This window comes from Bacteroides sp. 1_1_14 (assembly GCF_000162515.1).
Taxonomy (GTDB): domain Bacteria; phylum Bacteroidota; class Bacteroidia; order Bacteroidales; family Bacteroidaceae; genus Bacteroides; species Bacteroides thetaiotaomicron.
Map to the genome: position 1 here is coordinate 181,859 of NZ_GG774703.1, position 21,495 is coordinate 203,353.

A 21,495-nucleotide genomic window follows, 5' to 3' on the forward strand; every position below is an offset into this window, starting at 1 on the left:
AAAAATGTTATTTGGTAACCATTACTTCATAATTATTGTCTATGAACTTCATCAATTGTTTTTTCAATCCTTGAAGATATTCATCAATCTCTGCTTCTGACTTCAGCGGTTCAAAAGTCTGAATGTTTAATTTGACATTTCGTGTTTGCTTTACTATTTCTATTTCATTTTTAGTATCTTTGCTTTCTGGTTTATCTTTTGGAATATGGGGAATTGGAATATGTTTTATGATGATATCCAGTTGTTCGTTATAAAAGTCATTGCTAGTATTGATATTATTTTCGAGCATCAAGATATTAGAAGAATTCTTTTTCTGCATAATACTGATATCTCTTTTCGCAAAGCTATTACGATCCACATTTTTAGATGTAGCAAACTTCTCCAATCGATCGAATATATCGTTATAGATACGTTCTATTTCAAGAATCTTAATCTTTTTGACCTCTTCTAAGTGTGCATTCAGTTCACGCATCATTTTATTATAGGGAACCATTTTATCAATAGGCCAAGGTTCATTTATTATAGACTTCAAACTTTTGACAGTATCTGCGCATGATTCAGGAAGAAATAACCAGTTGTCGCGGTTATCATCAACGAAATCACAGATTATTTTATATTTAGCTAATTGATCTGTGATAAATTCTCCTATCATTTTACGCTTATCTATTAGTGCTTTAGCAGATTGGCGCGCATTGATTATCTGTTCGAAGAATTTCTTTGGTTCACGTTCCGAATTCCAACGGCTCAATTCGCTGATTGTGTCATTGAGAACTGTGACAAAGGGATAGCGGGCTATTCTCTTGCAATCGTTTTCTGTATTTTGAATATTTTCGGCCAGCTTGGTTTTGCATTGGTTGAAAAGTTCATTGCTATCTATACCCGATGAAATGCTGACTGTTCCGAATATATCTTTCCAACTTTCAACAAAACGGTTGATTAAATCCTGCGATATTTTTTGGGCAGGACGGACCGCAAATTTAGCTTGATCTCTCAATATATTGTTTGCTATGATGGATCGCTCTACATTTGGATTGTTGTTGTAAGAGAAATCGCGAAGATGTCTGCGTACCAACTCATTGACAATGTAAATGGTACAAATCTCATTCCATCCATAGGGAGCAGCGGCATAACGAGTCACAATATCTTTGAGGTTTACATCGTTGACTTGCCGATTCAAATAGTTTTCTACTTGTCGTTCAGCTTCCGTCAGCGTATTATTCAGTTCATTGTAATCACCAATTTCTACTTTTCGTTGAATCTTGGACTTCAGTTCTTCCGAATTGCGTGGCATATCCGTAGAATCAACAAGGCGTGCTTGTGGATATAGGTTTGCGAAATGGCGATTTAGGACTTGTTTGTAGCGATCCGGACCTTTACCGGAACCTAAATCTTCGAGAATGTTCAAACCGGATATAACTGGACAAGAATCGAAGATTTCGCGGAATGGCTTTTCTATCTTACGTTGGTAGATGTCTTTAGCCCGTTTACTGAACTCTTCCCGTGTTTTCTGGCGAAGTTCGCTTGTGACAGGAGTTCGCATATATTTTTGTACTTGGCAATACCAATAAAAATCATTCTTGAGCGTCCGGTTTTCTTTATAAAGTTCCGACATAAAAAAGACCATCTTATTGTTTGTATTGCTAAAAGCGTAAGTATGCGGATTGTCTTGGTCAGAATCCATCACAAATTCGACATTGATATCTGCATTGTTGGACAAGAAGTTCTTTCCCATAATATTTACTCCTACAGTAAAACGGCTGGAATAGAATACTTCACGTGCAGCAGGAGTAATATATGCGAAGAATATTTCTTTCAACTCCTCGGCCATCGTATTATTATCGATTACTTGAGTTTTTATTAATTGAGCTACTTCTATTTCGTCTTCGGAATAGAAACAATATGTTTCGGGAACTCCCTGCTTGGCGGGTTCGTTACGAATAATGTTTTTGTCACATAGAAAATCTAGTACTTTTTGAACTTCATTTTTGAGTGATAACTTTTGAGCATCGACATCACTCATCAATAGGCAGGTAATGTTGTCGACAGTGGCCGGAAATATTAACCGGTCTGTTTCCGAAAGATTACATATCATGAATAAAATGTTAACCACTCGTTGACCGAAAGCACGATCGCTATACTCTTGTATCATATCGTTTGCTTTCTGGATAGAACGCTGCCCTTTTGCCATCAGACTACCTTGGAACATAGCATTGAAGAATTGATCGAAAGCAATGAAATTGCCAACTTCCTGATCTTTAGTTTGCTTGGCCGTACTGTGGGTTACTTTAATAATACTTCGTTCATTACCTTTTACCTCTTTCTCTACATATCCTAAATTAACGAAGGAATTGAAAACCTGCATTATCAATTTAAATTGATAGGGTACAAAAGGGTAGTATCCGATAAACTCTTCGCGTGTTTGATAAGCATTGTATGATGTAGGAAGTTGGAATTGTGCTGATATAGCGTTTTTCTTTTTATCATATAATTCTCCTAATCTTAACTCTGCTGTCGGCTTTTTTTCAAGAATACGTTTTTGAGTGATGTATTCGGGCTGTGTTCCTTTCAAAGAAACTTTCACTTCGAAGCGTCCCATAATCTTTCCATAATCTTCGGAAGTTGCAGATATCTGGCAACTTTCTACGATTTCCGATAAATCTTGCTGTGCTGTACAGGCTACCCAAATTTTATCTTCACAGGCTTTATGCAATTCTGTGACAATCTGTTGCAACTGTAATAAAAGTCCTTTTCGGTCATCAATAAACTGACTGACTTCGTCCACAAGGAAGATTAAACGATATTTATCTCCTTTGTCTGCAAGATATGATTTTAGCTCATTCATGAACGTTTCGACGCTAACAGCAGTGTCGTCTCTAATGATTCGTTCACGAATAATGTCTGTTGATAGGGTCGGTATCAGTTCTTTACCGATTTCGAGAATGAAATCTAATTCATTGATAGCCAGGTCACTTGCCTGCAAATCCCAGTCGAAACCTTCTTCTTTTATACGCTCTTTGAACTCATCGAATTTATTTTTCTCCAGAAGAACCTTTTCGAAATGTTGGGCAAGGGCTAAATTGAATTTATTGAACCCTCGAAATTGATTCAGTTCGCTCCAGAATATATCTAAAAAGACACGTTGCTGATCGCCATGAATATTATGGACTGTACCAATATTGAAAAGAATAGTGTCAACGGTAGCATCCTTTAACCAAATAGTTAAATCACGCATATCCGAAATTTCTACTTCCGACTTACTTTCCGGTATTTGTAACGGGTCACGAAGTTTCACTGCTTCTAACAAGCGTTCAAGAGCCATTTCCCGATATTGGGAAGATAGACAATAATCCAAATATTTTAAGAAATGGGATTTACCGGAACCAAAGTAGCCATTTATCCAAATTCCATCATGGCTGACATTGCGGTTTTTGATAGCCGATAGTATTTTGTAGAGTCCATTAATGATCTCGTCTGTAAATACGTATTCTTCAATTTCTGTTTTGACTGTTTTATCAGAAAAGTCGCTTGCGGATACTGCCGGATTGACCGTACGGTTTATATCTTTTTCGTATATTGCTTCTAATTTCATATCGGTGTCTTTTTAATCGTTAATCAATAATGTTGCGCGGTATGTGTGTTGATCGTCAAGACGGTCAAATAAATTGAAGTTATTATCTTCACGGTGCCCGGGATAGAATACTATAATTTTGTATCGGCTACTTCGGTTGTACTGTTCGTAATTGGCCAAAAATACATTCGTACGCATATATGGGAACATATTGCCTATCCCATATAAAAATACATAAGGACGTATCTTATCATCATCAATTGTGATATGGTCAATGATGCGTTGATGAATATATTGATAAAAAGCTTCGCTATTAGCTTTATTGGTAAGAGAAGATGTTACCGCATCCGGAGTACTTTCGTCTTTTTCAAGTAAGTATTTCAAATACGAAGGATGTTTTTTGCCGAAGGATTGCCCATCAAGAAATTTACAAAACTCATCAAATAGATTGAGAGTAAGTACATCTATGTAATTGCAAGGGCGAATTAGTTTGACCTTGAATTCCTGTATCTGCTGCCGTATTTCATATTCCTTATTGGCAGGATATTGAAAGATGAAGAAGTTATAGAATAAATCTCCATTTTCTGTATCTTTGAACTCTTTACTGGAGAGTTTCTGAAATAATTGCTCAACTGTCATGTTTATAGTATGGATTGTTTAATACGTTCAATTTCATAAGGTTGTAACAGACAGGCTTCAAGGAACCATTGTTCTTTTTGAAGCAAGTAATAGTTCCAGTCAGTATCTTTTATTTGCAGAGGGTGAAGCTCGGATGTTTTTTCGTCTAACATACCAATCTTCTTGAGCATTGATAAAAATGTCACAGCCACTTTATTTTTCGTCTGATCACTCCAACTGTCAACAAAATCATCATTGGCTGATATTTCATTAATTGCTATTATAATGTCGTTTTTACTAACTTCCCGTTGGATAGAGTTCCATTTGGAAAGAATGACATTCAGCTGAAAATCAAAGAACAGTTTATAACTTTTGAGCATGACATAGAACATGCCCACATTCTGAGCTTCCCGGGAGAAGGACTGGTATTGCGCCCAAAATGCGGGAGAAACAGAATTGTATCTAAGCTTGAATTCTGCAACAGCACGTTTCCGTGTGTTCTCTGTATTTATCATTAGATATTTGTTTTCTATAATTTCCTTTTTAAGTAATGCATCTTGTTCTGATGACATTAATAATGGTAGGATGTTATTCATTTCATCCAACATATATCCGCAACCTGTAACAGATGCACTATATGGACTATTATATTTATTATTCATTTATATTTTTACTACTGTTTATTAATTCCCGAATATCTATTTCGAGAAGTCTTGCTATTTTTATTAAAGTATTTAGATCTGGCTGCGAAGTATTAGTACACCATTTTGATACAGTGGCAGGATCTTTACTAAGCTGCTCTGCTAACCACTTATTAGTCTTTTTCTTTTCAACAAGTACCACTTTTATTCTATTAATATCGGCCATTTTATAATTTCTTTATTGCGTTTGACGCAAATTTAGTGAAAAGAAAAATAGGATATGGCATCTTACTGTGATTTTTTCGTATCACCAGATAAATAATTCTTGTTACTTGAATTAATTAAAGATTTAATGGACTGAAACCTTGAAAAAAGGATCTCTCAGTTTGAAATAATATGTGATAATCTAATGTTAAACAACAATCATAATTGATTGTTGTTTATTTCCCGATGCAGCATATTTACATCACTGATTATCAGTGACTATTCATTTTAATCGGTACAACCTCCGTTTTTACAAGTACACAGAATGTGGGGACAAATGCAAATTGTTGTATTTCATTGTTTTGCATATACGTGTTGTACCGCTTTCTTTCAGCCTTTTTGTGAAATGTCTGCTATCAGATTCAATGTGTTGAACGATAGGGCATTTCCGCATGGATGTTACAGAACGCTTGCTGAATACAAAGGTAGTGCTTTTCTTGGAATTTCTGCGGTTTATGGTGGAATTTTTGCGTTCCGATTATTTAGGGTACTCGATTCGTTGGAAAAAGTGTAGCAAAACCGAGTTATTCGCTTGAAAAAGTGTTTGTATGCCATAAATGGTACACTTCTATTCGAGGAAAACCATTATATCCTATCGGGTATAATTCTGTGTTTTACAGAAATATTATACCTGAAATGGTATAAATTAATAGACTTGACTGAACTCCATAATGTCGAGCATCTGATATAGTATTCCGTCAATGTCGGAATGCCAGCTTTGATGGAAATGACCATAATACCAATGGCTCACCGGGTGGTTGTTGATTTTAAGATGATGAAGAAGCATATCCATTACTTCTCTTTCAAGTTGTACATCCCCAAGAAGTAATGAATCGTTCTCAGCCCATTGGTTAAGGTTGCTTTTTGAGAATAGCTCACAATGTGATGGCGCAGTATGTGTGACAACTGTATCAATCAAGAAATCTACACAGATGGTATTCATCTTATCAGCGTCGTAAATAGGAGCTTCATTCTTCCAATATAAATTGCGAGGAATATCATTTTCTTGCGACTCATTGGAGTGAACACGATATTTCCGTTTGTTCCATTCATTTATGCGATAAATACGGTCAATAGAAATAGCTCCGCCTACACAAAGGATGGTATGATTACAGGCTTGGAGAATAGTATAATCAGGAACAGCGATGAAGCGTTTGTAATTGAATGTTGTTCCATCGAAATAAGCTGGATTATCATGATTGCCACGCACAAATACAATCCAATTGTTGGCTTGGTTCATTCGCTTGGCATTTCGTCTAACCATTTGCTCATAGTATTCTTTCTTTTCAAAGCCAAAGCCACAATCCCCAGCTACAATCAATAGAGTGTCCTTCAACTTGTATTGAATGCAGAGTTTGAACACCAATTGATTTAAGTCTCCATGAATATCACCGGAAACAATAATTGTCTTGGCTTCGGGAAAAGATAGTGAGAACGTGTTGCTATGGTTCATTTTATGTTTCTGTTGATAGAATTAATCCTTACCAAACAATCCCTTCTCTTTCCACAATTTGATTTCCTTATCAAAATCAGAAAGATACTCTGTGTCTTGAATCAAGCGGAATTTGTCGTATTCAGCGTATGCTTTTTCTTTCGCTTGTTCTGCGGAAATAGTTCCGGCATCATTCAAGGTGTCATATTTGTATAAAGCCAAGAACTCGTCTAATTGTTTTTTCCAATCTGCCATCGTAGTAATAATCTGCCGTTCTGCACGAAGTTCTGCAAAATCAAGGAATGCAGTTGATAGACGATTTAAGGCTGAGACTTCCTTGTCGGACAAGTAGTTTTTAGCAACAATTGTGTCTGACTTTTGAACTCTGCCATCAGGTGCATTTTTCCAAGTGGTAAGTCCCATGTGGGGCATTTCGGCATCTGCTCTTGAAAATACGATTTCGGCTGCCGTTTGATGGGTGACAGCCCAATGCATCATATTCTGTACCATCTTGAAAAACAGTTGAGTTGTTTCGGATTTGGGGTCATAATCGGCACTACATTCGGCATATACATCAGTGATTTTCTGATAATATCGGCGTTCCGAAGTCCGTATTTCTCGGATGCGTTCTAATAAATCATCAAAATAATCTTTGCCAAAATGCTTGCCCTGTTTCAATCGTTCATCATCTAACACGAATCCTTTGACTATCATTTCTTTCAGAACAGATGTAGCCCAAATTCTAAATTGAGTGGCTTGGTAACTGTTCACACGATAGCCTACGGCAATAATTGCATCCATATTATAGAACAATGGTGTACGTTCTACATCTCGTTCTCCTTCTGATTGAACTATCCCAATTTTTCGGATAGTTGCCTCTTTGGTAAGCTCTCCTGATTCGTAAATCTGCCCAAGATGATAGTTGATGGTGCGCACATCTACTCCAAACAAATCAGCCATACGTTTTTGTGACATCCAAAATGTTTCATTGTTGAAGATGACCTCAATTCGTGTTTCTCCTTGCTTTGTTTTATAGAGTAAAATATTGGATGATAGACTGTTGTTTAGAAATTCAGAAGTAGGGGCTTCCTGTCTGAAATATTCTCTTGCCATTTGCACTTGTGGTTTCTTCCCATCAGCATTTTCCGCAATTATCAGACAAGCTATACGTGATAGATGTATATTCTCCACTTTCCGAAAAGAGCCAGAACCTAATCTGACCATTTCAACCGTATGGTTAAAAAGCTCTGCTGTATTAAGTCCTTTATGGTTGACTATCGCAATGGCTTTGTTTATTGTGCGTGTGAATTTTTGATAGGTACTATAACCTAACGCAACGCACAAATCACGAGAAGTCCAATACTCAGAACCGCTTTCGTCCTGCTTTTTTATCTGCTCAAAATCGGAGCGGATAGGGGATATACTACTTTCTTTCATCATCCTTATTACATTTTAGAATTGCGAAAACTTACTTATATAAATCCGGTCTCAATTCCTTATCATGCTTCCTGACAATTTCTTCCATAAGAGAGCCTTTCGGAACTATTTCATAGGAATAGGATCTTTCAAATGCTTGTCGTCCGGCATCTGTCATAAGCCCTCGGTCTTCAAGATTTATATAGCGTTCTTTGTTTAACTCAGTCCAATGACTTCTTTTGCAACGAGGTGAAATCCGTTGTGCAAGGCGTCCGTCCGGTAATTTCTTTATTGTTGAATCAATCCACCCAAAACACAACGCTTCTTCAACGACCTCAATGTATGGAATACATTTGTATGTAGGCTGTTTAGAGCGAGAAGTGATAACCCAACACGATTTCGCTTGGTTGTGGTTAGCCTCCAGCCAATCTCTCAGCTCAATGCGGTCTGTGAAGTCCTGTAGATTGATAATTTCCATATTTGTCCGTAGTTCAATGATATATGATTATCCTAATTGCTTTTGTAAACAGAATCCAAAGTGTTTTCTTTACGGTTGAACCGAAACTGATTGTATATAAACCTGATACTCGAATTAAGCATGATATTAATTGAGCGCAAATAGGTGTCATAATGTTCCTGTTATTGTCAGTTCAAATACAATTAAGGTTGTTCATAGGAATAATCATTGTCTAAAAATAGGAGTAAAAATATTTTATTCTGCAATATTAAACATTAATGTGAATATCGTATTCGTCTTTTTTATCTTGAATCTTTTTAACTTCATTAATCCAAAAGCTAATATTATTAATGAAACTATCCCATCTAACCATATGTATATAACTGACATAGCCACGGTAAACATTATCACCAATATTACAATTTGAATATGTTTTCTCTATTTGATTAAACATATTCGCACGTAAGACTTTGAATAGTTTATTTGTATGCCATAACGTACATCCTGACTGACAACACATCTTCGGTTCGAGCATATAATCATACCCACCATTAATATCAGGAAGAACAACAGCCAGTATACCATTTCTTCTGCTAGTTCTGTCATTTCGAGTAGTCTCTCTTAGAGAATAAGACACTTCCCAAGGAATCCATTGTTCATCTTCGCTTTTATTTAACTCTTTCATATTAGGAGAGATGAGTACAATGGTAATGCTACTATCAAAAATTTTATTTCTTAATTTTGACTCCACAGTGGAGTCTTTAAAATTGGATAGGTCTTCACCATCTAGTTCTCCTTTATTAATATGATCATCTTCTTCAAGCTTATCCTGTAATTCATCAACATAGTGACGAACTTTAGTTGATTCGTACCAAGGAGTCCTTTCAAGATGCTTTACAGAAGTATCACCATATTTATATGATATAAAAATCTTATGTCCCATAGCTATTTATAAATTAAGTAAATCTTTAAATAATGAAGAATATGCCAAGTTTATACATAATTCAGGTTCTTTACCATCAAAATATTTGTCATAAATGATTTTGGCGGCACCTCCAGTGCTAGCTAAAGGAAATGCTTTTGCTTCTGGATGTAACTGAGTAAACATTGCATATTCATTTTCTATACCTTCCATACCTCCAATAAAGATTCCAGCATAAAATTCATTATCGCCAAGCATATGTTTTCTCATCTCTTCTATACTCAAATCTTTATCACCCATATCATTGGTCTTTATAATATGAGCAACACTTTCATTCTCTAAAGGAAAGAACTGTTCAAAATACGTAGATTGATACAAAGTTACACTGCTCTGTATATCTAATCCCGAATGCTGCAAAACACTAGCTATAAGTGGCGTTATTGAAGGATGGCCTCCCCAAATCAGTTTATACTTAGGCAATGCCACACTAGCTAAGGCTAATACGGAATCACGTATTGCGATTGTATCCGCTGTTTTGAAATATCTTTCATCTCTTCCTAACATAGGAATACTTGCTGACAAGAATATGTTTAATTGTTTTTGAGCCATAATTCAAAATCTTTTTTCTTGATAGTTTTAACCTCTAATGATTCATTTAACCATTCTAGATGTTCTACCCATTTCTTACGAATACGCAAATCATCATATATAAGGAATAATTCGATTTTCTCGTTATCAAGCAATTTTCTAAAGCGTAGAGAATCGAAACAGTCATAAGATTGTGGAATTCCTATCGCCGGAATAAACAATCTAATTATATCATCTTTCAAAGTCTCTACAAGATAGCGATACTCTTGTATAAGTTGTCTCCCTTGTTTGCGAGCTTCTTCAACAAATTCTCCCACAAGATTGTCTTGTCTAGCAGCAAGGTTTCTAGCTCTAACGGATTCTACTGCATTTACGATATTCTCAATACATTCTTCAGTAATGCAACAAGATCCATTATGGAAGTCCTCATTCATAAACATTTTTTGTGTTAATTGAATAGGTTCGCATAATAAATTGTGTATGTCTGGGGTGCAATCAGGCCAGATAATTTCAACTACTCCAATTTGTTTCTGATTTGCTGATATAATTTCCTCATTGCACCACTTGCTGTTCTTAAAATCATTGGTGTATAGTTGGATTAATACATCGCAATCCGTCATTCGATGATGTAATTCTTCTTGAAAATTTTTAGCAGGATTGATAGAATATGTATCCAGAAATACATCGTAATTATTGCGGACAAAAGCATCAAATAATTGGTTGGCTACAGCAGAAGAGTCCGTCCGGCGATAACTAATAAATAGCTTCCGGTTTTCTCTCAATAACCTCATTGATTCAAATGCATAATTAATATATTTTTCAATATGATCAGCAATGTATTGTCTTCCATTCATTACATGAATGATTTTAGGAACTTCTGCTTCAAAATTATCGCCAAAATATATTGGCAAAATAGCATCCCCATTATCAAGGAGAACTTTTAATATATCGATATCTTTTTCTGAATGATTTAAATTGCCAAAATAGAATACGAAAGATGGCTGTTTATTCGAATATTTTTCTCTCAAAAGTTTCATTATAGATTATCTCAAACATATTGTCTCTCAAACCTATACTATGAATCTTGTCAAAAAAACGAACTTTTATTGTATTGCAAGCATTATTATTAATATCTCCTAGAAAGATAAGTTGGTATTTATATGTCATAATAATTATTGTTAGTTATAAGTAGCTATGATACAATCCAATCGTACAAATTTTTGATACAATAATTCCCGTCTTTATCATTGTAGCAATAGTAGTATCCTCTAGGTATTAGATTCCCGTTTGAATATCTTTCTGTTCCAGAATAATATTGAATAGTTGGATATATTTGCATATATTCAGAACCTTTCCAGTTATTATCGTTCTGAGCTATAGGGAATAAAGCTATTTTCCCTAAATCAAATTTTTGCGCATCTCCGTAACCTAACTCCCAATTACACCATTTTGAATCAATAGCACCGTTTGTGGCGACTAGTATAAATTTATCGTATTTTTGGATTTGCTGTTTGATTATGGCTGCTGTGGGTCCAGATGTTTTTGGGGGCATAGAATTATCAAGCCAATCAACATAGATACTGGCATGTAATTCTTCTAAAATGTAGGCAACTCGTTTGAGTTGGCTAATTTCATCGTGTTTATGGGAAAGAAATACGGATGCTTGTTGACCAGTTGAAAAAAATCTAGTTTGCCGATGAGCTTCGGAGAGGACATCAGCAGCAAGAGTAAGTTCCTTTAGCTTATTTTCTGTTAGAATCATGGCTCTTTTTAATGTTTGTCTTATATAGGATACAAAAATACGAAATAATTCTGATTATCGAATATAATTCGCTATATTTGCACTATAAAATCGTATCAAAGAATGAAACTGAATAGAATAAAGACTGTATTGTCCGAAAAAGGTATCTCTCAGACATGGTTAGCTAAACAACTGGATAAGAGTTTCAGTATGGTAAATGCCTATGCTTGTAATAGGATTCAGCCTAATTTAGAGACCTTACAACAGATTGCAGAGATATTGCAAGTGGATTTGAAAGATTTAATAACCGATAAAAAAGAACGGTTGAAATAGAACTTAATTAGGTTAGGAGGTTATAGTTCATTTGTACCTTATTGCAAATGTGCTGATAAACTTCCGATAATATACAATATTAAGAACATGACTCCTGAAGAAAAAGCAAGAATAAAGATAGACCAGTGGTTTGCTGATGCAGGTTGGGAAGTGGTTGATAGGGAAGACTACGAGCCGACTTGTACTGCTGTCGCCATAAGAGAAGGCTTGTTGAAAGGGAATCTTGAAGCTGACTATTTCCTATTTATTAACGGGAAAGCAGTGGGAATACTTGAAGCAAAACGAGAAGAAACAGATGCTTTTGCTTCAAAAGTTTGCGACCAAGCAACTTTATATGCAAGAAGTGTCCCTAATATCTATCAGGCGTATCAAAAGCCATTGCCTTTTATCTTTACTTCAAATGGTAAAGAACTATACTTTTGTGATTTTCGTGAACAAGATTCATATTTCAGACAAATAATGGCAATCCCTACGCCACATGAGTTGGTCAAGAAATTGGGAATTGAAGATACATTTGCCGGACTACCTACATTGAAAAAGAAAGGGCTTCGTGATTGTCAATACGAAGCGGTAACAGAACTTGAAAAGAGTTTCCGCAGTGGGCGAAATCGGGCATTGATGGTTCTTGCTACTGGTGCAGGTAAAACATATACGGCTTGTCTCGCAACTTATAGGATGCTTTCTTATACTCCTATGCGCAGAGTGCTGTTTCTCGTTGACCGGAATAATCTTGGGAAACAGGCAGAGGGAGAATTTGGAACCTTCCGCCTGACGGAGAATGGAGATGCGTTCAATACAATCTTTACGGTTAATCGGCTTCGCTCTTCTTCTATTCCATCTGATAGTAATGTGGTTATTTCTACTATACAGCGTTTGTTCTCATTCTTGAAAGGAGACATTATTGAAGATAATGAGGAGGATGACGGCAACGAGCCGATGGAAGAAGTAATCTTGCCACCCAATCCCAACTTGCCCCACGACTACTTTGATATGATTATCATAGACGAGTGCCACCGCTCTATTTATGGAAACTGGCGTAAGGTATTGGAATATTTTGATACGGCAAGATTGGTTGGTTTGACTGCAACCCCGATTGAAGAAACTGAGAAATTCTTCAACTACAATATCATTGTCAACTATACCTTGGAAAAGAGTATTGTTGATGGTGTGAATGTGGATTGCAGGGTATATAGAATAAAAACGCAAGTCACGGAATCAGGAGGAGCTATATTAGAAGGCGAGAAATTCAAAGAAGAAACAAAATATACCGGAGAGGTTAAGACTAAAAATAGTAAAGAAACAAAATTCTATACCAATAAAGAGCTTAATCGAAGTATCATCAACCCGGCACAGATAAAGTTAATCCTTTCGACTTATCGTGATGTGGTTTATACCGAATTGTTCAACGATCCACAGCGAGAACCGAATATAGATTATTTGCCCAAAACATTGATATTCGCTCTCAATGAAACTCACGCCACCAATATCGTACAGATAGCCAAAGAGGTATTCGGGCGCACAGACGACCGCTTTGTTCAGAAAATCACCTATTCGGCTGGCGACAGCAACGAACTGATACGGCAATTCCGAAATGACAAAGATTTCCGTATAGCCGTGACTTGTACGTTGGTTGCCACAGGTACAGATGTCAAACCGCTGGAAGTGGTCATGTTCATGCGCGATGTAGAATCATTGCCTTTGTATATTCAGATGAAAGGGCGTGGTGTGCGCACCATTGGTGATGAGCAATTGCGAAATGTTACGCCCAATGCATTCAGTAAAGATTGTTTCTACTTAGTGGATGCGGTAGGTGTGACGGAAAGCATGAAGACGGTGAAGCCTATAGATGGCAGTCCCACAACAAAGACTATCACTCTAAAGGAACTGTTGGAACGTATCAGCCACGGTTATATTCCTGATGAATATCTCAAACGGCTTGCAGCCACGCTTGCCCGAATATACTATAAGGCTGATGAATCGCAAAAGAAAGAATTTGCCCGTTTGTCTCATCATGACATGAAGGAGCTTTCAGCGAAAATATACGCTGTGTTGGAAAAAGGTACCCTCCCTCCGTTTGTTAGTACAGACGATTCTAATAACGAGCGTAAGGGATTGGTATCCCCTCTTGCCAACCATGCCGACGCACGAAGATATTTACTCATTCTTGCTGCCGGGTTTGTCAATACGTTGATGCCTGGCGAAGATGCGCTTATCTCAAAAGGATTCTCCGTTGAAGAGGCTAAAGACACAACAGAGGCGTTTGAAGATTTTTGCAAAAAGTATTACGATGAGATAGAGGCATTGCGCATTATCCACAGCAACACGGGTGAACCGATAACTTATTCAATGTTGAAAGATTTGGAGAATAAACTTAAAATGGCAAACAACCATTTTAGCCCTAAACAAATTTGGAACTCGTATGCCATTCTTTCTCCAAACAAGGTAAAGCATTCTACTACTAAAGAAGAGAGCGATGCTTTGACCAATATCATACAACTGGTACGCTTTGCTTTCCGCCAAATCGAGAGACTGGACAGTGTAGTCACCACATCCAAACAATATTTCAACTTGTGGTTGGGGCAAACCCAGCGTGAAATAACCGATAAGCAACGTGAAGTTGTCAGTCGTATTGTGGATTATATCGCTTCTAACGGGGCTTGTACAGTCAGAGATATTCGTGAAGATGATGCAACCCATGCAGCCCAAATGATTCGAGCGTTTGGTAATATGCAAAAAGCAGACGAAGCACTTCATTCACTTTATAAATTTGTAGTTTTAAGAAACGCAGCATAAGAAAATGGCAACAAATAATACAACGGAGCAATCGCTCACTAAAAAAGTATGGAGTCTGGCAACAACTCTTGCCGGGCAAGGTATCGGATTCACCGATTATATCACCCAGCTGACCTATCTCTTATTCTTGAAGATGGATGCAGAGAATGTAGAAATGTTCGGAGAGGAATCGGCTATCCCTACAGGCTATCAATGGAATGATTTGATTGCTCTTGATGGTTTGGATTTGGTGAAGCAATATGAAGAAACTCTTAAACTGCTTAGTGAGCAGGATAATCTGATAGGAACGATTTATACGAAGGCGCAGAATAAGATAGACAAGCCTGTTTATCTGAAAAAGGTTATCACCATGATTGATGAAGAGCAATGGCTCATCATGGACGGTGATGTGAAAGGTGCTATCTACGAAAGCATTCTTGAAAAGAACGGACAAGATAAGAAAAGCGGTGCCGGACAATATTTCACACCTCGCCCACTGATTCAGGCAATGGTGGATTGCATCAATCCGCAAATGGGCGAAACCGTTTGCGACCCTGCTTGTGGTACAGGCGGTTTCCTGCTTGCTGCTTACGATTATATGAAAGTGCAGTCTGCAAGTAAAGAAAAACGTGATTTTTTGCGTGACAAAGCTTTGCATGGTGTGGACAATACGCCTTTGGTCGTAACACTTGCTTCCATGAATCTTTATTTGCATGGCATTGGCACAGACCGCAGTCCTATTGTGTGTGAGGATTCTTTGGAAAAAGAGCCTTCTACGCTTGTGGATGTAATACTTGCCAATCCTCCTTTCGGTACTCGCCCGGCTGGTTCTGTGGACATCAACCGCCCAGATTTCTATGTCGAGACCAAGAATAACCAGTTGAACTTCCTCCAGCACATGATGCTTATGCTCAAAACCGGAGGACGTGCTGCTGTGGTACTTCCTGACAATGTCCTTTTTGAAGCCGGAGCTGGTGAGACTATCCGCAAACGCCTGTTGCAAGATTTCAATCTGCATACTATCTTGCGCTTGCCTACAGGTATTTTCTATGCGCAAGGCGTAAAAGCTAACGTGTTGTTTTTCAGTAAAGGACAACCAACTAAAGAAATATGGTTTTACGATTACCGTACTGATGTAAAGCACACCCTTGCCACCAATAAGCTGGAACGCCATCATTTGGATGATTTTATTTCTTGTTATAATAATCGAGTTGAGACCTACGATGCCGAAAATAATCCACAAGGGCGTTGGCGAAAGTACCCGATAGAAGATATACTGGTACGTGACAAGACAAGTCTTGACATCACTTGGATAAAACAAGGTGGTGAAGCGGACAACCGTTCACTGGCGGAACTGATGGCAGACATCAAGGATAAAAGCCAAACGATAAGTTCGGCTGTAGCTGAACTTGAAAAATTGCTCGCAAACATAAATGAAGATTGAGCGTATGGAGAACAATAAGGTAGCCATATCAATGGAGCAACAGTTTGGAGAAGTCATAGACATCATTCTCCAACATAAAGGTCGTGCATCAAGAGCTGTAAACAATGAACTGTTGTTCACGGCTTGGTATGTAGGTGGGTATGTATCAGCCAAATTAAAAAGTGAGGAATGGGGAAGCAAGGTGGTAACGCAGTTGTCCGAATATATCCGCTCTCAACGTCCAGATATTAAAGGATATAGCCGGAGAAGCATTTACAATATGGTGATGTTCTATGATGAATATTCATCGGAAACATTCTGTGCTACAGTGGAGAAGTATCTGAATCTTGAATTTGTGCGGCCAACAACTGCACAAATAGAAGCGAGCCAACCAACACAAGAAACGGCTGTAATTGTGCAGACGGCATCTGCACAATTAGTCCAGCCGACATCTGGACAAATGCCTCAGATATTAGAACTGACAACGTTGTCTAATCATATTGAGATTCTTTGCCGATGCAAAAGTACAGAAGAACGGATGTTCTATATTCTCTATGCCAATAAAGAGCATCTGTCTTTTAAGGAAATGCAGCGTTGCATTTCCAATCAAACATATACAGCTCTGTTGAGCAGCAAGGACAATATGTCAAAAGGATTACTCAATGCTTACCCCAATGCCCCTATAATGTTCAAAGACACATTGTTTGTCGATTTCCTGAACTTGCCCAAAAAACATAGCGAATCCAAACTAAGAAAAGGCTTGGTAGAACACATGAAGCAGTTTATTCTTGAACTTGGCAAGGATTTCATATTCATGGATCAAGAATACCGTCTCAATATCGGTGCATCTACATTCAAGGCTGATTTACTGTTCTTCCATCGTGGATTACAGGCATTGGTAGCTGTGGAACTGAAAAAGACAAAATTTCATCCGCGCGACCTCGGTCAGTTGGAATTTTATTTGGAAGCACTCGATAGGGATGTAAAGCGTTCCAATGAGAACCCCTCTATTGGCATTATCCTTTGTCCGGAAGCAGATAAGGTGGTAGTGGAATATGCCATGAGCAGAAGCATGAGTCCTACGATGATAGCAGAATACAAACGCATCCTTATTCCGCAGGAACGTATGCAACAGCAACTAAATGAATTTTGCAACCTTTTCTTAGATAAAGACTGATCGGTATGGATACAAAGAAATTACGTCAAAAGATACTCGACCTTGCCATTCGTGGCAAACTCGTTCCGCAAGACCCAAACGATGAGCCTGCATCTGTTCTCCTTGAACGAATCAAGGCTGAAAAAGAACGATTGATAAAAGAGGGGAAAATCAAGAAGAGCAAGAAGTCGGCAAAAACTTCCGATACGCCCCATTATCAGAACGTACCGTTTGAAATACCAGACAATTGGGTATCTGTTCCTGTATCGGAACTATTTTATCTTAATCCCAAATCAGAAATAGCAGATAATATACACATTGGATTTATTCCGATGGCGTGTGTTGATGATGGATTTTCTGGAAATCACTATTTTGAAAAACGTATATGGAAAGAAGTAAAAAAAAGGATATTGCCATTTTCAGAATGGCGATATAGGTATTGCAAAAATATCTCCATGCTTTGAAAATCTCAAATCAACAATCTTTCAAGGACTTCCCAATAATTGTGGCGCAGGAACTACCGAATTGGTTATTTTACGCCCAATAAATATCTATGCAAAATTTTATCTATATCTTTTTAAATCACAATGGTATATAGATGAAGGTACAAAATATTTTAAAGGAGTAGTAGGACAACAGAGGGTTCACAAAGGTATTTTTACTGATTTGCATATCCCATTACCACCTCTTGTCGAACAACAACGTATTGTAACAGAGATTGAGAAATGGTTTGCCTTGATTGACCAGATAGAACAGGGTAAGGTCAATTTACAGACAACAATCAAGCAAATCAAGAGCAAAATCCTTGACCTTGCTATTCACGGCAAACTCGTACCACAAGACCCAAATGATGAGCCATCCATCGAACTGTTGCAACGTATAAATCCCGACTTCACTCCTTGTGATAACGGGCATTATCCATTTGATGTGCCAAATGAATGGAAATGGTGTAAGATGAATGATTTGTGTTCGTTTTTGTCAAGGGGAAAATCTCCCAAATATTCGGAAGACGATAAGACATATCCCGTATTCGCACAAAAATGCAATCTAAAGGAAGGAGGTATTTCATTAGAACAGGCAAAGTTTTTAGACCCTTCAACAATAAATAAATGGGACTCAAAATATAAATTACAAACAGGTGATGTTCTTGTTAATTCAACAGGAACAGGAACTGTTGGAAGAACCAGACTATTTGATGAAAGTTGTTTAGGTAAATATCCTTTTGTGGTTCCAGATTCTCATGTATCAGTTGTAAGAACATATGAAGAAATCAATTCTGAATATGTATTTGCTTATATGTCTTCTCAACTTATTCAACAATACATAGAAGATAATTTGGCAGGAAGTACAAATCAAAAAGAATTATATATTGGTGTATTGGAGAATTTATATTTTCCACTTCCTCCTATCAAAGAACAACAGCGCATCGTTCAAAAGATAGAGAAACTATTCTCTATTTTGGATAACATTCAAAATGCCTTTAGAAGTGTATTCGTTTACACTTCTAAAGGCTGATGAGACTTTACCAGTTCACTACTTTATCCACAATCTTCTGCTGTTCGCTGGCAGTTCTGCGAAGATAGATACGTGTTGTTTCTATGCTTTCATGTCCCATAAGGTCGGCAAGTAGAGCAAGGTCATTGAAACGGTCAAGAAAGTTTTTTGCAAAACGGTGACGGAATGAATGGGGGTAAACGACCTCCTTGTTCATTCCGTATTTTTCGGCAAAATGTTTGAGTTGCGAGGCTATCCCACGAGTAGTAATACGTTGCCCGAAACGGTTCAGAAAGATATAGCCGGAAGTAAGTCCTATTTCTTTAAGCCATTTCGCAGCCTCTGTGCGCAAATTCTTCGGGATATACAAACGGCGTATCTTTCCTCCCTTGCTGTATAGGTCAAGATGCCCGATTTGTACATGTTCTGCTTTGATATGAAGCAGTTCACTGACACGCGCCCCTGTAGCAGCCATAAACCACACGATAAAATACCATTCATCATAACCGTCCGTTTTAAGTTGCGCTTTGAGAAATTTGTAATCGGCATCACTGATTACATTTTCCAAAAAGTTCTTCTGCTGTACCTTTACGAACTTCACTTTCAGTTTCTCCTGTTTTGTAAATTCCAGATACTTGTTGATACCTTGCAGCCGAAGATTTACTGTCTGTGGCTTAAAGTTCTCCACCAAGTACCCCTTGTATGCCAAGAGATTCTTTTTATTCACTTCCCCATAATGACAGAGGAAATACTGCACCGTCCACACATACGAGGTGACGGTGTTCTTGGCAAGATTAGTCTTTGCCAAATGATTTTTGAATTTTGTTACCATACTACATTGATTTAGAATGAATATGGTAATAATATAATAGAACGTATCGGGCATTATGCGCAGTTGCCTGATGGATGGTGCGCTGTTGCACTCAAAGATTTATGCGAAAACATTAATGGATTGTGGAAAGGGAAGAAAGAACCATTTGTTAATGTGGGGGTTATACGCAATGCAAATTTCACCAAGGACTTTAAGTTAGATTATTCAAATATAGAGTATATTGATGTTGAACAAAGAACTTTTGCTAAACGTCATTTAGAGAACGGTGATTTGATTGTAGAAAAATCAGGTGGTAGCGATAATAATCCTGTTGGAAGAACAATCCTCTATGAAGGCAAAAGTGGCGTTTTTTCATTCAGTAATTTTACAATGGTGTTAAGAATACGGTATAATGATACCGTATTAAGTAAGTACTTGTATTACTGTATTCTGGCAAAATATCAGACTGGGGCTATGAGATTGATGCAAACACAAACTACGGGTTTGCACAACTTAATTCTTAATAAATTTTTATTGATGTCTATATGCTTACCTCCACTCTATGAACAGAGGCGAATCATAGACCAAATAGAAACGTTTTTTACCACTTTGAACTTAATAATGGAGAGCCTATAAGCTCTCCATTATTAAGTTCAAAGACATAAAAGCCTTATTTATAGCCTCTACAATTCTTTGTTGCTCATTGTAAGGCGGAATAGGTACTTCTATCGCTTTGAATAGCTTTTTATTCAAGTGAGGAATGGCAGAACCAACCTTACTTTCTCTCAAGACTTTCCTATGCAAGTTGATAACTTGTAGTACATATTCTTCGTTCATATTTTCGTTGATAAGCAACTGTTTGAAAGTACTACCTTGGTAGCCGTCAATCGGAGTCCTAAAAACCTCACCAGAGTTCTCGCCATCTACTAAAATCAAAAGAGAATTTGCTGCCACATATTTGCCTGAAGTCAAAGTCTTGGCATCACGCTCTCCACGCAAATATTTCACATCATGGTTTATTCTTTCTATACCGTTCTGCTTTTCTCCATCGGTCAAATAACATAGCATTTGCATAGGTACTGCGCTCCACGAATCAGGCAACTGCGCATAATGCCCGTTATCACAAGGTGTGAAGTCGGGATTTATGCGCTTCAAGAGTTTGATGGCTGGCTCGTCATTCGGGTCTTGCGGTACGAGTTTGCCGTGAATGGCGAGGTCGAGGATTTTGCTTTTGGTTTGTTTGATTGTGTTTTGCAAATCAGCTTTGCCTTGCTCTATTTGGTCAATTAAAGCAAGCCATTTATCTATTTCCATTACAATACGCTGTTGCTCGGAAAGGGGAGGTAATGGTACCATTCCTTTGCATGCATCATTTGTACTCAATCTCGGCATTTTTACACCATAACCACATTGCTGAGTATAATCAAGGAAATATGCAGACCGCAGCACATGACATAAATAATGTGTTGAAATATCACAATATGAATTGAATGGAATAATTTCAGTTGTGCAGTATCCTGCTTTGGGAGCAACCAATACCTTATTCAGGTATGTGCGCAATTTGGAATATAACACATCGCCTTTTTTGAATTTATGGCGCACTCCTTTGATGTTTCTTTCTTTTTTCGATAGTTTCTGAATGATAGAAGCTGTATCTTTTTCTAAATCTTCAAGTTCTAATATCCATTCATTATCAGCAATATCTGTTACAGAAACATTATAGCAGTCGCCATAATTGCTTATTTCTTCGAGTGTTGTCCACACCCAATTGTCTGGTATTTCAAACGGTACGTTCTGATAATGGGGCGTATCGGAAATAGTTAAGGAGAGGAAAAATCCCCTCCTTAACCTTAGAGTAC

General features: G+C 37.5%; 18 protein-coding genes and 1 pseudogene. 6 read left to right on the forward strand and 13 right to left on the reverse strand.

Annotated elements, in window-relative coordinates:
• Positions 1-7 precede the first annotated feature (7 nt).
• The 11 genes from brxC to HMPREF9007_RS20165 form a co-directional block, all read right to left on the reverse strand.
• Entirely contained in the window at positions 8-3,589 is a 3,582-nt protein-coding gene (gene brxC, locus HMPREF9007_RS20215) for a BREX system P-loop protein BrxC (protein WP_008760280.1), read from the reverse strand.
• A 12-nt stretch (positions 3,590-3,601) separates the two neighbouring features.
• The gene (locus HMPREF9007_RS20210; protein ID WP_008760281.1) at positions 3,602-4,207 is read right to left on the reverse strand and encodes a BREX protein BrxB domain-containing protein; all 606 of its coding nucleotides are present in this window, start codon (positions 4,205-4,207) and stop codon (positions 3,602-3,604) included.
• Between the two features lie 2 nt (positions 4,208-4,209).
• Positions 4,210-4,848 carry a BrxA family protein gene (locus HMPREF9007_RS20205; RefSeq protein WP_008760282.1) on the reverse strand — a complete coding sequence of 213 codons (639 nt, stop codon included), beginning with the start codon at positions 4,846-4,848 and terminating at the stop codon, positions 4,210-4,212.
• Complete coding sequence (locus HMPREF9007_RS20200) at positions 4,841-5,053, reverse strand: helix-turn-helix transcriptional regulator (protein ID WP_008760283.1); 213 nt, start codon at positions 5,051-5,053, stop codon at positions 4,841-4,843. The genes HMPREF9007_RS20205 and HMPREF9007_RS20200 overlap by 8 nt, the downstream gene beginning before the upstream one ends.
• A 684-nt stretch (positions 5,054-5,737) precedes the next feature.
• On the reverse strand, positions 5,738-6,544 hold the full coding sequence (locus tag HMPREF9007_RS20195; protein ID WP_008760284.1) for a metallophosphoesterase family protein: 807 nt from the start codon (positions 6,542-6,544) through the stop codon (positions 5,738-5,740).
• Positions 6,545-6,565: 21 nt separating this feature from the next.
• Positions 6,566-7,963 (reverse strand): RhuM family protein, encoded by a 1,398-nt coding sequence (gene rhuM / locus HMPREF9007_RS20190; protein WP_008760285.1) that lies wholly within the window; start codon positions 7,961-7,963, stop codon positions 6,566-6,568.
• A gap of 28 nt (positions 7,964-7,991) precedes the next feature.
• Positions 7,992-8,417 carry a hypothetical protein gene (locus HMPREF9007_RS20185; RefSeq protein ID WP_008760286.1) on the reverse strand — a complete coding sequence of 142 codons (426 nt, stop codon included), beginning with the start codon at positions 8,415-8,417 and terminating at the stop codon, positions 7,992-7,994.
• Positions 8,418-8,664: 247 nt separating this feature from the next.
• Positions 8,665-9,339 carry a TIR domain-containing protein gene (locus HMPREF9007_RS20180; protein ID WP_008760287.1) on the reverse strand — a complete coding sequence of 225 codons (675 nt, stop codon included), beginning with the start codon at positions 9,337-9,339 and terminating at the stop codon, positions 8,665-8,667.
• A gap of 6 nt (positions 9,340-9,345) precedes the next feature.
• Positions 9,346-9,927, reverse strand: coding sequence for a hypothetical protein (locus tag HMPREF9007_RS20175; protein ID WP_008760288.1), 582 nt, complete (start codon positions 9,925-9,927; stop codon positions 9,346-9,348).
• Positions 9,909-10,943, reverse strand: a complete 1,035-nt coding sequence (locus HMPREF9007_RS20170) for a toll/interleukin-1 receptor domain-containing protein (protein ID WP_008760289.1) — start codon at positions 10,941-10,943, stop codon at positions 9,909-9,911. The genes HMPREF9007_RS20175 and HMPREF9007_RS20170 overlap by 19 nt, the downstream gene beginning before the upstream one ends.
• Positions 10,944-11,098: 155 nt before the next feature.
• Positions 11,099-11,668 carry a TIR domain-containing protein gene (locus tag HMPREF9007_RS20165; protein WP_008760290.1) on the reverse strand — a complete coding sequence of 190 codons (570 nt, stop codon included), beginning with the start codon at positions 11,666-11,668 and terminating at the stop codon, positions 11,099-11,101.
• Between the two features lie 102 nt (positions 11,669-11,770).
• Between HMPREF9007_RS20165 and HMPREF9007_RS20160 the strand changes: the two genes are divergently transcribed.
• The 5 genes and pseudogenes from HMPREF9007_RS20160 (at position 11,771) to HMPREF9007_RS25845 (ending at position 18,846) form a co-directional block, all read left to right on the forward strand.
• On the forward strand, positions 11,771-11,980 hold the full coding sequence (locus HMPREF9007_RS20160) for a helix-turn-helix transcriptional regulator (protein ID WP_008760291.1): 210 nt from the start codon (positions 11,771-11,773) through the stop codon (positions 11,978-11,980).
• An 87-nt stretch (positions 11,981-12,067) separates the two neighbouring features.
• Positions 12,068-14,773: a DEAD/DEAH box helicase family protein gene (locus tag HMPREF9007_RS20155; protein ID WP_008760292.1), complete on the forward strand. Its 2,706-nt coding sequence runs from the start codon at positions 12,068-12,070 to the stop codon at positions 14,771-14,773.
• A gap of 4 nt (positions 14,774-14,777) precedes the next feature.
• The gene (locus tag HMPREF9007_RS20150; protein ID WP_008760293.1) at positions 14,778-16,196 is read left to right on the forward strand and encodes a class I SAM-dependent DNA methyltransferase; all 1,419 of its coding nucleotides are present in this window, start codon (positions 14,778-14,780) and stop codon (positions 16,194-16,196) included.
• 4 nt (positions 16,197-16,200) lie between these two features.
• Entirely contained in the window at positions 16,201-17,352 is a 1,152-nt protein-coding gene (locus HMPREF9007_RS20145) for a PDDEXK nuclease domain-containing protein (protein ID WP_008760294.1), read from the forward strand.
• A gap of 5 nt (positions 17,353-17,357) precedes the next feature.
• Positions 17,358-18,846, forward strand: a pseudogene (locus HMPREF9007_RS25845) (restriction endonuclease subunit S).
• Between the two features lie 7 nt (positions 18,847-18,853).
• Here the strand turns inward: HMPREF9007_RS25845 and HMPREF9007_RS20135 are convergent.
• Positions 18,854-19,657: a tyrosine-type recombinase/integrase gene (locus tag HMPREF9007_RS20135; RefSeq protein WP_016662496.1), complete on the reverse strand. Its 804-nt coding sequence runs from the start codon at positions 19,655-19,657 to the stop codon at positions 18,854-18,856.
• 63 nt (positions 19,658-19,720) lie between these two features.
• Here HMPREF9007_RS20135 and HMPREF9007_RS20130 point away from each other — a divergent pair, with 63 nt between their 5' ends.
• Positions 19,721-20,272: a restriction endonuclease subunit S gene (locus tag HMPREF9007_RS20130; protein ID WP_008760298.1), complete on the forward strand. Its 552-nt coding sequence runs from the start codon at positions 19,721-19,723 to the stop codon at positions 20,270-20,272.
• On the opposite strand, the gene HMPREF9007_RS26780 is transcribed toward HMPREF9007_RS20130, so the two are convergent.
• Entirely contained in the window at positions 20,267-21,400 is a 1,134-nt protein-coding gene (locus HMPREF9007_RS26780) for a restriction endonuclease subunit S (RefSeq protein WP_225982430.1), read from the reverse strand. The genes HMPREF9007_RS20130 and HMPREF9007_RS26780 overlap by 6 nt on opposite strands.
• Positions 21,401-21,495: the final 95 nt, after the last annotated feature.

Bases quoted from the DNA above. Each gene is read 5' to 3' on its own strand.
- HMPREF9007_RS20155 (WP_008760292.1), top strand. From the start codon at position 12,068: ATGACTCCTGAAGAAAAAGCAAGAATAAAGATAGACCAGTGGTTTGCT.
- rhuM (WP_008760285.1), bottom strand. From the start codon at position 7,963: ATGATGAAAGAAAGTAGTATATCCCCTATCCGCTCCGATTTTGAGCAG.
- HMPREF9007_RS20185 (WP_008760286.1), bottom strand. From the start codon at position 8,417: ATGGAAATTATCAATCTACAGGACTTCACAGACCGCATTGAGCTGAGA.
- HMPREF9007_RS20165 (WP_008760290.1), bottom strand. From the start codon at position 11,668: ATGATTCTAACAGAAAATAAGCTAAAGGAACTTACTCTTGCTGCTGAT.
- HMPREF9007_RS20175 (WP_008760288.1), bottom strand. From the start codon at position 9,927: ATGGCTCAAAAACAATTAAACATATTCTTGTCAGCAAGTATTCCTATG.
- HMPREF9007_RS20160 (WP_008760291.1), top strand. From the start codon at position 11,771: ATGAAACTGAATAGAATAAAGACTGTATTGTCCGAAAAAGGTATCTCT.
- brxC (WP_008760280.1), bottom strand. From the start codon at position 3,589: ATGAAATTAGAAGCAATATACGAAAAAGATATAAACCGTACGGTCAAT.
- HMPREF9007_RS20145 (WP_008760294.1), top strand. From the start codon at position 16,201: ATGGAGAACAATAAGGTAGCCATATCAATGGAGCAACAGTTTGGAGAA.
- HMPREF9007_RS20205 (WP_008760282.1), bottom strand. From the start codon at position 4,848: ATGAATAATAAATATAATAGTCCATATAGTGCATCTGTTACAGGTTGC.
- HMPREF9007_RS20200 (WP_008760283.1), bottom strand. From the start codon at position 5,053: ATGGCCGATATTAATAGAATAAAAGTGGTACTTGTTGAAAAGAAAAAG.
- HMPREF9007_RS20210 (WP_008760281.1), bottom strand. From the start codon at position 4,207: ATGACAGTTGAGCAATTATTTCAGAAACTCTCCAGTAAAGAGTTCAAA.
- HMPREF9007_RS20135 (WP_016662496.1), bottom strand. From the start codon at position 19,657: ATGGTAACAAAATTCAAAAATCATTTGGCAAAGACTAATCTTGCCAAG.
- HMPREF9007_RS20195 (WP_008760284.1), bottom strand. From the start codon at position 6,544: ATGAACCATAGCAACACGTTCTCACTATCTTTTCCCGAAGCCAAGACA.
- HMPREF9007_RS20170 (WP_008760289.1), bottom strand. From the start codon at position 10,943: ATGAAACTTTTGAGAGAAAAATATTCGAATAAACAGCCATCTTTCGTA.
- HMPREF9007_RS20150 (WP_008760293.1), top strand. From the start codon at position 14,778: ATGGCAACAAATAATACAACGGAGCAATCGCTCACTAAAAAAGTATGG.
- HMPREF9007_RS20180 (WP_008760287.1), bottom strand. From the start codon at position 9,339: ATGGGACATAAGATTTTTATATCATATAAATATGGTGATACTTCTGTA.